The following is a 12,076-nucleotide window of genomic DNA, read 5'->3' as shown; positions in this document are numbered from 1 at the left end:
AATGTCAATCTGGTTTCAAGTTGTATTAGTGTTTGTTTCATTGGGAACATGCGGCTTCATCCTTCAGAATATTAGAAAATCTCGTGTACAAATTAATGACGCTTTGTTTTGGATCTTCTTCTCATTAATTTTATTAGTTTTTAGTATTTTTCCAAAGTTAGCAGAGTTTATTGCAGCATCCTTAGGGATTGCATCTGCTGTTAATTTTATTTTTCTTTTTATTATTTTCTTGCTATTGATGAATCAGTTTCAGTTAACTGTACGAGTGTCAAAATTAGATACCAAATTTAAAAATCTTGTTCAAGTCATTGCTTTAAACAAGAATGAGGAGAAAGATGAATAACACTCCTTCTCAAAAAAGTATTTACATATGGAATCTGCTAGGGAATTTTGCAGCAGCAGCAGTTTCTGTTTTATATTTATTAATCGTATCTAGAATGCAAACAAGTGAGGTGGCAGATCAATTTAGTCTAGCTACCTCAATTGGTAATTTATGGATTATTATCGGACAATTTCAAGTTCGAAATTACCAAGCTACAGATGTCAAATCAAGTCACCCTTTTTCAGCATACTATTTTACAAGATTGCTGACTGTTACCATGATGGTGATTAGTTTATTTCCATATTTATGGACAATAAACTATGATTTTACGAATAATTCTGTGATGATTATTACTTGGATTATTGTGTATCGTGTAGCAGATGCTTTTTCTGACTTATTTCAAGGCTATTTTCAACAGCATGGTCGTTTAGATATTGCTGGGAAGGCCATGGTTTATCGATATGCTTTAAGTGTGCTCATTCTTCTATTTGGACTCTTGTTGTCTCATTCTATGGTTCTAACCTTATTGGCCCTAGCTCTCTTTAATTTATTTTTTGTATTTAGTTATGATTATGCTCATTTCAAATTATTTGACAAGCTAAGTTTTAGGAATATTTTTTCAAGAAATACGATAGATGAATCCTTTAAAATTATTAGAGTTTGCTTTTCTTTGTTTATTTACGGGTTTTTATTAACACTCGTTTTTAATGAGGCAAAATTATCAATTTCTGGCGCATATGCAAAAGGAATAGTGGAGGCTGGTGCTCAAAGGGATTACAATATTCTGTTTATGCCAGTATTTTTTATGAGCCTGTGTATTTTAGTGGTAAGACCACTCATTACACAAATGGCCGAATTGTGGCAGAGGAAAAAATTTCAGGTATTTTACAAAATGTTTTTAAAAATCCTGCTTCTTACTCTCTCAATAGGCATAGTTATTACTTTTTTAACTTATTTAATAGGTGTCAACGTATTAAGTTTGATATTTGGATTGGATTTATTGAAGTATAAGTTGGAATTGACTATTCTTGTCCTTTCTGGTGTTCTATATTCTTTTTCGATTATACTTGAGAATATACTAATTATCATGAGGAAACACTATTATTTATTGTCTGTGTATATCCTGATGTTTATCGTTACTAAAATGATTACAACTGAGTTAGTTAATAAGTACCAGATTATGGGAGCTTCTATTAGTTTTTGTATTGCAATGATAGTATATGCAATTGGAAGTTTAACAATTTTTAGTATCATAAAATTCAGAAGGAAATAGAAAATGAAAAGAGATATTATTTTTGTCACTCATCATCTAGGTGGAATCGGTGGCGTTCAGAGGGTTGTGGATCAGCTGGCTACACGATTTGCTGAAGATGGGAATAAGGTGACTGTTGTCGGCTGTGCTATCCAATCACAGGAAAAGTATGTAAAGGTACAGGAGAAATATCAAGAAATTTTATTATACCAGGAAGATATTTTTTTTGAAAAACCGTGGTTATTTTTAAAAGAGAAGTTTTTCTCAAAAAAATTAGATACGATTTTATCAGATTTATTAGCAAAATCTGAAAATCCAATGGTCATCTTGGCAAACCCAATTGTTTATCTCCTGATGGAAAAAAGTTTGAAGAAATTCTCTAATCATGCTTTCTTCATTGGACAAATGCATTCTTCTGCTGATTTTGTATTAGAATGCAAAGGAATCTACAAAGTTTATCCATATATTATTAAAAATAAGTATCCGAAATTGGATTGTATCATGTTCTTATCAGATTCCTATTCAGAGTTAATCAGTCAGCATTATAAGATTCCATTGGAAAAATTTGTTGCGATTACAAATCCATTACCAAGATATATAGAAGCATCAGAAAATGATTATCAAGAGAAGTCAAAGATTATTTCATTTGTTGGTAGATTAGATCCTGTTAAGCAAATTGATCATCAAATTCAGGCCTTTGCACAAGTAGCTGATGAATTTCCGGATGTGAGTTTTAATATATACGGATCTGGAAATTTGAAGGAAACTCTCCAATTACTTATTGATCAATTAGGAATGACAAAACGTATTACCTTAAAAGGGAAAACGACTCAGGTTAAGGAAGTTTACCAAAAATCTTTGTTTACGTTATTAACTTCTAAATCGGAAGCTTTTGGTATGTCGGTTGTAGAGTCAATGGTTTTAGGAACTCCAGTATTAACTTATAACTGTTCGCAAGGAGTTGCTGATCTGCAATCTGCTACCCCCGAAATGCTTTTTAATCCAAGTGTTGGAGAATTGACGAATAAAATGAGGTATTTTCTAACGAATCCTGAGATACTAGAGGGGATTGGAAGAAGAGGACAGGACTATGTTATAGGAAATTATGCAGAGGATGTTATCGTTCAAAAGTGGTATGCTTTGTTTAAGAAGTTAGAGGATAAAAAAGGTATTACATGACAGATTATATTTCAAAAAAAGGTTTAAATTTCTTTCACAATATTTGGCAAAAGAAGTTTTATATTTTGCTCATCTGGTTTGTGATGTTTGGTACGTATTTCTATTTCGATGGTCCTTTTAAAAATGCACCAATCAAAACGTTCCTTATCATTGGGGGAATTTTCACATTTCTATCACTAGTAAATATGAAGTTATACAATAAAATCTTCTCAATAATCTTATTTACAGGACTAGTATTTTGTGTCTATACTCCAAATATGGATAGTCCAGATGAAAACTTCCATTATTCTAGGGCCTTATATATAAGTGATGGTCACTTATATTTGCCATCTTCGGTTGAGGAAATGAAGGTGTCATCTGATATATCTGAGGTTGAAGGAGAATTTAAAAAGCCTCTATTACAAACGGAACTTGAAGATAAACAAGTTTCTGATAAAAAAGTTGTTTATTCTAATTTAGGGAATACAAATGGCTATTCTTTTGTTAGTTACTTACCACAAACCTTAGGGATTATCCTTGCTCGTATCCTACATTTAAGTGTATTTGCTTCGATTTTTCTAGGGAGATTTTTCAATCTACTTGTTTTTGCCTTACTGGTTCGATTAGCTGTTAAGAAATCAGGAGATAAGCAATTATTCTTTTCCTTACTGGCGATTATTCCTATTAATATTTATATTGCTGCATCGTTTAATCAGGATGCATTTGCTAATGGTCTCATCTTTTTAGTTATTGGTCTATTTTTATCCTATTTTGAAAAAGATAAAGTTAGTAATAGAGATATACTCTCCTATAGTCTCCTATGTATTTTAATAGCTTTTTCCAAATTGCCTTATGTGTTATTGATCTGTTTATTAGCTTTTTTACCAAAAGAGAAACTCAATAAAAAACAATATCTTCTAATTGCTGGTTCTATTCTTATGGTAGCTCTAACCAGTGTAATTTGGTTGAAGGTGACAAGTGGGATTAATGCAACGGTTGTGCATCCGAATCCAGCAGTTAATCCAATGAAAAAGATTATATTTACCTTGCATCATTTTTCTGACTTCACGAGAATGATGATTAAAGAAGTTGTGAATTTTATTCCATTTAAATTACAATCATTATTTACTTTTGGTTGGTTGACTTATGATGCGAAAGCTTTTATGTGGTTTTATTTGATATTCATCTCAGTTACATTAGTTGTACTTCCAAATGGAAAACCACTAAAAACTTTTGCGAAGTTTGGGGTAGTTCTCGTCTCAATGGGGATTGTTTTTGGAATTCTAATGACAGCCTATCTAATGTGGGGTGAGGTTGCTGATATTTCTATTAAAGGTATTCAGGGGAGATATTTTGCAGGAATTTTTATACTCCTTGGTTGTATAACTAATTTTTCAAGAAGACTGTTTTGGAATCAGAATAGAACAGAACCGCTTGAATACAATCAGAATGAAGTAGAATATACATTTAGTTACATTGCTACCTTGTTTATTCTTGTCTCAATCATTGCAACTATTAGTCAATACTATTAACTTCATGTTTCAGCATACAATTAAGTTATATACTAGGGAAAATCAAAGCTTTTTGTTACAATAAAAAGTGAATAAATCAAGGAGTAAGAGATGACCATATCAGTTGTAGTCCCATGTTTTAACGAAGAAGAATCAATTCCATTGTTTTATAAAGAGATGGAACGTGTTCGGATGGAGATGGGAGAAAAGTTTGAGTATATTTTTATAAATGATGGCTCTTCAGATGGTACGCTATCCGTTCTTCGAAAGCTACATGTTACAGATTCAAATGTGCACTACCTTTCTTTTTCTCGAAATTTCGGGAAAGAGGCTGCACTATATGCTGGGCTTGAAGCTGCTAGTGGTGAATACGTGACCGTCATGGATGTGGATCTGCAGGATCCTCCGGAGTTATTGATTGAAATGAAGCAGAAGTTGGAGGAACAGCCGGATTTAGACTGTGTCGGAACGAGACGCGTAACCCGTGATGGGGAACCACCGATTCGTTCTTTCTTTGCACAGATGTTTTATAAATTGATCAATCATATTAGCCAAGTGGAAATGGTTGATGGTGCGCGTGATTTTCGTTTGATGCGCCGACCTATGGTCGATGCTATTATAGAGTTATCGGAGTACAATCGTTTTTCAAAAGGGATTTTTGTCTGGGTAGGATTTGAAACAGAATATCTAGAATATAAAAATATAGAGCGCGTGGTAGGAGAAACATCTTGGAATTTTTGGTCCCTCTTTAAATACTCCATTGAAGGGATTGTCAATTTTTCAGATGCTCCCCTAAATATTGCCTTTTTTGGTGGACTTTTATCTTGGATATTGGCTTTTATTATGATGATTCTAATTGTGATCCGTACCTTAGTCATTGGGGATCCCACTTCTGGATGGCCATCCCTCATGACAGTAATTCTTTTTTTGGGAGGGTTTCAATTACTAACCATTGGAATTTTAGGGAAATATATCGGTAAGATCTTCATGGAGACTAAGAAACGTCCAATATATGTCATCAAAGAGAAAAGTGAGTAAAAAGCAGAAAACTTCTGCTTTTTTTGCTATAATGATAGGGAAAAGCATTTGAAAGGAATATAATATGATTTTAATTACAGGTGCAAATGGTCAACTTGGAACGGAGCTTCGCCATTTACTAGATGAACGAAATGAAGAATATGTAGCTGTTGATGTGGCTGAAATGGATATCACAAATGCAGAGAAAGTAGACGAGGTATTTGCGGAAGTAAAACCAACCTTGGTTTATCACTGTGCTGCCTACACAGCTGTTGATGCTGCAGAAGATGAAGGAAAAGAGTTGGACTATGCCATCAACGTGACGGGTACAGAAAATGTAGCAAAAGCATCTGAAAAGCATGGTGCAACCTTGGTCTATATCTCAACCGACTACGTTTTTGATGGGAATAAACCAGTGGGACAAGAATGGGAAGTAGACGATCAACCAGATCCTCAAACAGAGTACGGTCGTACCAAACGTATGGGGGAAGAATTAGTTGAGAAGTATGTGTCTAACTTTTATATCATCCGTACAGCTTGGGTCTTTGGAAACTACGGTAAGAACTTTGTCTTCACCATGCAGAACTTAGCCAAGACTCACAAAACACTTACAGTTGTTAATGACCAACATGGTCGTCCGACCTGGACCCGTACTCTTGCAGAGTTTATGACTTATTTGGCTGAAAACCGTAAGGAATATGGTTATTACCACCTTTCAAATGATGCAGCAGAAGATACAACTTGGTATGACTTTGCAGTTGAGATCCTCAAAGATACGGATGTAGAAGTGAAGCCGGTGGATTCCAGCCAATTCCCTGCTAAAGCGAAACGTCCACTTAACTCCACAATGAGTTTGGCAAAAGCGAAAGCTACAGGATTCGTTATTCCAACCTGGAAGGATGCCTTGAAAGAATTTTATAAACAAGAAGTGAAATAAGATCAAATAGAAGCGGCCCTTGAGGGTCGCTTTTCTGTTTGGATTAGGCAAAAAGCCTAGAAAATGGTATAATTGAATAGACTGTGAATGATTTGAAAGGGAACTCTATGCAACATGTTTTTATTATCGGAAGTCGTGGACTTCCGGCTCAATATGGCGGTTTTGAGACTTTTGTGGACCAATTGGTTTCGCATCAAGTGTCTCCAGATATCCAGTACCATGTTGCCTGCCTTTCTAATGATCAAGCTTATCAACATTTTGACTACCAGGGTGTCGATTGTTATACCATTAACCCCCCTAAGCTTGGGCCTGCGCGTGTCATTGCCTATGATATGATGGCCATCAACTATGCTTTGAAGCTTATTAAGAAACAAGGAATTGAACAGCCGATTTTTTATGTCTTGGGCAATACAATCGGGGCCTTTGTGGCGCCTTTTGCGCGTAAGATCCATAAGATAGGCGGACGATTTTATATCAATCCAGATGGACTGGAGTGGAAGCGGGCCAAGTGGGCCAAACCGATTCAAGCCTATCTCAAGTATTCTGAAAAGATCATGACGCGCCACGCGGACTTGGTAATATCTGACAATCCGGGCATTGAGTCCTATATCAAGGAAGCCTATCCTTGGTCCCAGACGACTTATATTGCCTATGGAACGGACTTGTCTCCGACTAGCCTAACCAGTCAGGATTGGAAGGTCAGAGAACTTTATCAGAAGTGGCAGACACAAGAGAAGAACTATTACTTGATCTTGGGTCGCTTTGTCCCAGAAAATAATTATGAGACTGCCATTCGTGAATTTATGGCCTCTTCAAGCAGACGGGATTTAGTGATCATTTGTAACCATGAAGGTAATCCCTATTTTGAAGAGTTACGAACTCGGACTGGATTTGATCAGGATCCGCGCGTCAAGTTCGTAGGAACGGTCTATGATCAAGACCTGTTGAAGTATATCCGTAAAGAAGCCTTTGCCTATATCCATGGTCATGAAGTGGGCGGAACCAATCCTGGTCTTTTAGAGGCTCTCGCTCAGACGGATCTGAATTTAGTTTTGGGAGTCTCCTTTAACCAAACGGTTGCCAAGGACACAGCTCAATATTGGACTAAAGAAACTGGAAATTTGGCGCATTTGATTAACCAGGTCGATTCTTTAGAAGATGTATCTGAATGGGGTCAACGAGCCAAGGCCAATATGAAGCAAAACTTTACCTGGGAAAAAATTGTAGGTGAGTACGAGGAATTATTCTTATCATGAAAGTAAATATCTTGTTGTCCACCTATAATGGTGAACAGTATCTAAAAGAGCAGGTCAAAAGTATCAAAGGCCAGACTTATCAAGACTGGCAACTCTTGATCCGAGATGATGGGTCAACAGACGGTACGGTGGAGATCATTCAAGAGTTGGTGGCCCAGGATGAGCGCATTCGCTTTATTAACCAGGAGGCTATCGAAAATCTGGGTGTCATCAAGAGTTTTCACACACTCTTAAAATATGAAAAAGCTGATTTTTATTGCTTTAGTGACCAAGATGATGTCTGGCTTCCTGAAAAGATTGCCCTACAAGTGGAAGAAGCAGAGAAACATCCGCAAGAGGAGCCTTTGCTGGTCTACACAGATTTAAAAGTGGTCGATGAAAACTTGAATGTTCAACATGAGAGCATGATTCGCACCCAGTCTGATCATGCCAATACAGAACTCATTCAAGAGCTGACAGAAAATACGGTAACTGGCGGTGTAGCCATGATTAATCACGCGTTGGCGGAGTTATGGACGGGTCAAGAAAAACATGCCCTCCTTATGCATGATTGGTATTTAGCATTACTAGCAACTGCCTTTGGAAAGTTGATCTATATCGATCAGCCGACAGAATTGTACCGGCAGCACAGTAGCAATGTTCTGGGTGCTCGTACACTTAGAAAACGGGTTAAAAACTGGGTTCGCCCTCATATTCTTTTTGCTAAATATTGGAATCTCATCGAGTCCAGTCAAGAACAAGCAAAAAATTTATTGGATCTGCCAGTCAGTCCCCAAAATAAAGAAATTATTGAAAACTTTGTGACCATCATGGACGTTCCACTAAAAGAACGTTTGAGACGGATTCGTCAGTATGGTTATCGGAAGAACCGGGCTTTTCACACCTTTGTGTTTACCAGCTTGATTCTGACAAAGTTTGCATATCGAGGTAAAAAATAATGTTTGACGTTTTTAGTCAGAAAAATCGAATTTTATTACGAGAATTAATTAAAACAGACTTTAAATTACGCTACCAAGGATCAGCGATCGGTTATCTTTGGTCGATTTTAAAGCCCTTGATGACCTTTACAATCATGTATGTCGTCTTCATCCGCTTCTTACGTTTGGGTGGAGATGTGCCCCATTTCCCAGTTGCCCTCTTATTGGCCAATGTAATCTGGGGCTTTTTCTCAGAAGCAACATCTATGGGGATGGTGTCGATTGTTAGTCGAGGCGACTTGCTGCGAAAATTGAACTTCTCCAAACACATCATTGTCTTGTCTGCGATTTCAGGAGCAGCCATTAACTTTGTCATTAACCTTATTGTTGTTTTGATTTTTTCATTCTTTAATGGGGTGACATTCTCTTGGACAGCTTTGATGGTGATTCCGCTATTCTTTGAGTTGTTCTTGATGGCGACAGGATGTGCATTGATCTTAGCGACATTTTTTGTCCGTTTCCGTGACCTAGGTCAAGTCTGGGAAGTACTCTTGCAAGCTGGATTGTATGCGACGCCAATTATCTACCCAATTACCTTTATTGCAGACCGCAATCCATGGGCGGCTAAATTGGTCATGATGAATCCATTAGCACAAATTATTCAAGACATGCGGTATTTCTTGATTGATAAGGCCAACACCCCTGTCTGGCTTTTGGTGGAAAATAAGTTCTTGGTTTTGATTCCTTATGTTTTACCAATTCTTATTTTTGTTGCTGGCTTTGCTTACTTTAACAAACATGCTAAGAAATTTGCGGAGATTCTCTAATGACAGATAAACAAATTGCAGTAAAAGTAGACCATGTCAGCAAGTACTTTAAGTTGCCAACAGAGGCAACCAATAGTCTTCGAACTGCCCTGGTCAATCGCTTCAAAGGTATTAAAGGTTATAAAGAACAGCACGTTCTCAAGGATATTTCTTTTGAAGTAGAAAAAGGAGACTTTTTCGGGATCCTCGGAAGAAATGGTTCTGGAAAATCGACTCTCTTGAAAATTATTTCTGAAATCTATGTGCCAGAAAAAGGCACCGTCACCATCGATGGGAAACTGGTGTCTTTTATTGAGCTTGGAGTGGGCTTTAACCCAGAACTGACCGGTCGGGAAAATGTCTACATGAATGGGGCTATGCTGGGCTTCTCAACAGCTGAAATTGATGCCATGTACGATGATATCGTAGACTTTGCTGAGTTGCATGAATTCATGAACCAGAAGCTAAAGAACTACTCATCAGGCATGCAGGTTCGCTTAGCCTTTTCAGTTGCCATTAAGGCCCAAGGGGATATTTTGATTTTGGATGAGGTCCTCGCAGTAGGAGATGAGGCCTTCCAACGCAAGTGTAACGATTACTTCCAAGAACGCAAGAAATCAGGGAAAACTACTATCCTTGTTACCCATGATATGGGAGCCGTCAAGAAATATTGTAACAAGGCTGTTTTGATTGAAAATGGATTGGTGAAAGCCATTGGTGATCCCTTTGATGTTTCTGATCAATATAGTTTTGACAATTTGGAATCGAACTCCCATCATAATGGAAATGAAGATGAGGGCTTGGTTACAACGGAAGTTGAAGGTTTCACAGCTAGATTGCTTTCTCCTAAGAAAGTAACTCCTGATGATGAGGTGGTGATTGAGTTTTCATTTAATCTATTAGATGAGTCTGTTAATCCTCATATAGCCTTTTCATTTGTTGATATTTCTACTGGAAATGGACTGTATAACGATAATTCCATGGATATTCCATTATCTGGCATTGGTCCCAAAAAAGTTACCTATAAATGTAAGTTACCATACTTTAATCATGTGAAGTTAAGACTAGTAGCATTTTTAAGAGATGAAAATCAAGAAAACTTAGCAATATTATCGACAACGAACCCTCCTATCTTTTCAATTGATCGGGTTGTGGATCGAACAAATCGTTCGGAGTTGGATTCTTCTACCGGATTGTTAATTCGTCAAGGCAAGTGGGAATAATTTCTTTGGTATAGGCTATGAAAATTTTATTTGTTTCTCCTGTTGGAGCCATGTTTAGTGGAGCAGAAGTAGCGATTGTGAACTTAATGAAATTGTTGGTTCAGCAAGGTCACGAAGTTTACAATGTGATACCGGATAATGCTCCGCACATTGATAAAGACTATCTCCGTCATATGGATATAACTGGAATTAAACTATTTCAGTTAAAAACGAATCAGTGGTGGTGGCCTGAGTCTAAAACGCTAGATATTTTGGATTTAGAAATTCAAGCCTCTCAACAAAAGAATATTGAGGAAGTAAGAGAAATCATCCAGAATGAACAGATCGAACTGGTTATTTCGAATACAGTCAATGTGTTTCAGGGTGCTATTGCAGCTGCATGTGAAAAGGTCAGACATTTTTATATTATTCATGAATTTCCTTTTGGTGAGTTCGGTTATTATAAGGAATTAATTCCTTTAATCGATGATTTGTCTGATAAAATTTTTGTAGTAGAAGGGGAATTGTACCAGACTCTAACGAATTATTTTACGACTGATAAATTGATTCCGTTTATCCCCTATACAGAAGTTCAAGAGCGACCTCTCAAGAATTCTACTATTTCTCGTTTTGTATCCATTGGTGGGATTAATGAACGGAAAAATCAGCTTGAGTTGCTCACTGCTTATAATCAGTTAAATCGGAAAGATATTGAACTGGTCTTTATCGGAGGATGGGATGAGCAGTACAAAAAGTTGATGGATGACTATATTCAAACTCATCATCTAGATCATGTAACTTTTGTTGGTTTTCACTCAGATCCATGGTCTTTGGTGACAGAGAAAGATATCCTCGTCTTGCCTGCTAAATTAGAAACATTTTCTTTAGTATTTGTGGAATCAGTTTTAAATGGTGTTCCGGCAATTATTTCTGATAATTTAGGTCATTTGTCTTCGAGTAGATTTTTAGAATCTGGGAATTTATATCCACTAGGAGAAAGAGATCTGCTAAGTCAACAAATGGCTACAGTGATTGAGAATTTTGATAGCTTTAAAGAAAAACAATTACTGGATCAAGAACTCGCTCGAAAGAAATATAATCTTAAGACGATCTATGCTGTTTTTAAAGATAACATTGAAGTAGAAACGCCAATTTGTAACCAAAAGCTTTCCTCTAAGTATGCTCGATTTTTGGGGATGAAATTCAATAATCGTGATCTCGAAGTGATTGGTAAATCTCAAGTGGTGATTTCAGCTTCACACGATGGACTCCACTCAGCCTACCATGAAATAACAAAAGAGAGAATGGAAAATAAGGGCTCTATTATCTTCCAGCTTGAAAAGGAAAAGAGTCTAAAAATATTACTTTCAGAATTTTCGGGATCCTATAATAAATTGTCATTGATTGCATTGGAGGATCAAAGAGAAATTCCTCTTGTAACTTCAAACGGAATTGATTTCGAGGATGTTCTGGTTTTCTTTAATACCCATCCACATATTCTGTTTGATCTTTCGAATAGTTCGGGTAATCAATTTCAATTCTCCTATGAAAAAGAAAGTGACGAAGAATTTTGCAGACACCTATTCAACTTACATGAGAATCATAAAAAATTATCTCATGAATACAATTCCGTCATCCATTCTCGCCGTTGGACCATTCCAACAAAAATCTTGAAATTCTTTAGAATAAGGAAATAAT

Annotated in this window: 11 protein-coding genes; all 11 read left to right on the top strand. The window is 36.7% G+C overall.

The window, feature by feature from the left end; all coding sequences use genetic code 11:
- The first annotated feature begins 1 nt into the window (after window position 1).
- The 11 genes from SM121_RS07890 to SM121_RS07840 all read left to right on the top strand — a co-directional run bounded on the left by SM121_RS07890 (window position 2) and on the right by SM121_RS07840 (window position 12,075).
- Window positions 2-343, top strand: a complete 342-nt coding sequence (locus SM121_RS07890; RefSeq protein WP_003011836.1) for a DUF2304 domain-containing protein — start codon at window positions 2-4, stop codon at window positions 341-343.
- Window positions 336-1,595, top strand: a complete 1,260-nt coding sequence (locus SM121_RS07885; protein ID WP_155125729.1) for a lipopolysaccharide biosynthesis protein — start codon at window positions 336-338, stop codon at window positions 1,593-1,595. Before SM121_RS07890 ends, SM121_RS07885 begins: the two co-directional genes overlap by 8 nt.
- Window positions 1,596-1,598: 3 nt before the next feature.
- Window positions 1,599-2,753, top strand: coding sequence for a glycosyltransferase (locus SM121_RS07880; RefSeq protein WP_155125731.1), 1,155 nt, complete (start codon window positions 1,599-1,601; stop codon window positions 2,751-2,753).
- Window positions 2,750-4,264 carry a DUF2142 domain-containing protein gene (locus SM121_RS07875; protein WP_155171616.1) on the top strand — a complete coding sequence of 505 codons (1,515 nt, stop codon included), beginning with the start codon at window positions 2,750-2,752 and terminating at the stop codon, window positions 4,262-4,264. Before SM121_RS07880 ends, SM121_RS07875 begins: the two co-directional genes overlap by 4 nt.
- A 90-nt stretch (window positions 4,265-4,354) precedes the next feature.
- Window positions 4,355-5,281 (top strand): glycosyltransferase family 2 protein, encoded by a 927-nt coding sequence (locus SM121_RS07870; RefSeq protein WP_320910798.1) that lies wholly within the window; start codon window positions 4,355-4,357, stop codon window positions 5,279-5,281.
- Window positions 5,282-5,345: 64 nt separating this feature from the next.
- Complete coding sequence (gene rfbD / locus SM121_RS07865) at window positions 5,346-6,197, top strand: dTDP-4-dehydrorhamnose reductase (protein WP_151379023.1); 852 nt, start codon at window positions 5,346-5,348, stop codon at window positions 6,195-6,197.
- Window positions 6,198-6,304: 107 nt separating this feature from the next.
- Window positions 6,305-7,453 carry a beta 1-4 rhamnosyltransferase Cps2T gene (gene cps2T, locus SM121_RS07860; protein ID WP_320910797.1) on the top strand — a complete coding sequence of 383 codons (1,149 nt, stop codon included), beginning with the start codon at window positions 6,305-6,307 and terminating at the stop codon, window positions 7,451-7,453.
- A complete protein-coding gene (locus SM121_RS07855) occupies window positions 7,450-8,391 on the top strand; it encodes a glycosyltransferase family 2 protein (protein ID WP_320910796.1) in 942 nt (313 codons plus the stop codon). The genes cps2T and SM121_RS07855 overlap by 4 nt, the downstream gene beginning before the upstream one ends.
- On the top strand, window positions 8,391-9,197 hold the full coding sequence (locus SM121_RS07850) for an ABC transporter permease (RefSeq protein WP_048716888.1): 807 nt from the start codon (window positions 8,391-8,393) through the stop codon (window positions 9,195-9,197). The genes SM121_RS07855 and SM121_RS07850 overlap by 1 nt, the downstream gene beginning before the upstream one ends.
- Window positions 9,197-10,399, top strand: a complete 1,203-nt coding sequence (locus SM121_RS07845) for an ABC transporter ATP-binding protein (protein WP_151379021.1) — start codon at window positions 9,197-9,199, stop codon at window positions 10,397-10,399. Before SM121_RS07850 ends, SM121_RS07845 begins: the two co-directional genes overlap by 1 nt.
- Window positions 10,400-10,416: 17 nt before the next feature.
- Entirely contained in the window at window positions 10,417-12,075 is a 1,659-nt protein-coding gene (locus tag SM121_RS07840) for a glycosyltransferase family 4 protein (RefSeq protein WP_155171625.1), read from the top strand.
- Window position 12,076: the final 1 nt, after the last annotated feature.

The organism is Streptococcus sp. S1 (assembly GCF_034137685.1).
Lineage (GTDB): Bacteria > Bacillota > Bacilli > Lactobacillales > Streptococcaceae > Streptococcus > Streptococcus dentalis.
The sequence above is the reverse complement of the archived record's forward strand: the minus strand, read 5'-3'. Positions and strand labels throughout refer to the sequence as shown.

Bases quoted from the DNA above. Each gene is read 5' to 3' on its own strand.
- SM121_RS07880 (WP_155125731.1), top strand. From the start codon at position 1,599: ATGAAAAGAGATATTATTTTTGTCACTCATCATCTAGGTGGAATCGGT.
- rfbD (WP_151379023.1), top strand. From the start codon at position 5,346: ATGATTTTAATTACAGGTGCAAATGGTCAACTTGGAACGGAGCTTCGC.
- SM121_RS07875 (WP_155171616.1), top strand. From the start codon at position 2,750: ATGACAGATTATATTTCAAAAAAAGGTTTAAATTTCTTTCACAATATT.
- SM121_RS07885 (WP_155125729.1), top strand. From the start codon at position 336: ATGAATAACACTCCTTCTCAAAAAAGTATTTACATATGGAATCTGCTA.
- cps2T (WP_320910797.1), top strand. From the start codon at position 6,305: ATGCAACATGTTTTTATTATCGGAAGTCGTGGACTTCCGGCTCAATAT.
- SM121_RS07845 (WP_151379021.1), top strand. From the start codon at position 9,197: ATGACAGATAAACAAATTGCAGTAAAAGTAGACCATGTCAGCAAGTAC.
- SM121_RS07840 (WP_155171625.1), top strand. From the start codon at position 10,417: ATGAAAATTTTATTTGTTTCTCCTGTTGGAGCCATGTTTAGTGGAGCA.
- SM121_RS07855 (WP_320910796.1), top strand. From the start codon at position 7,450: ATGAAAGTAAATATCTTGTTGTCCACCTATAATGGTGAACAGTATCTA.
- SM121_RS07870 (WP_320910798.1), top strand. From the start codon at position 4,355: ATGACCATATCAGTTGTAGTCCCATGTTTTAACGAAGAAGAATCAATT.
- SM121_RS07850 (WP_048716888.1), top strand. From the start codon at position 8,391: ATGTTTGACGTTTTTAGTCAGAAAAATCGAATTTTATTACGAGAATTA.
- SM121_RS07890 (WP_003011836.1), top strand. From the start codon at position 2: ATGTCAATCTGGTTTCAAGTTGTATTAGTGTTTGTTTCATTGGGAACA.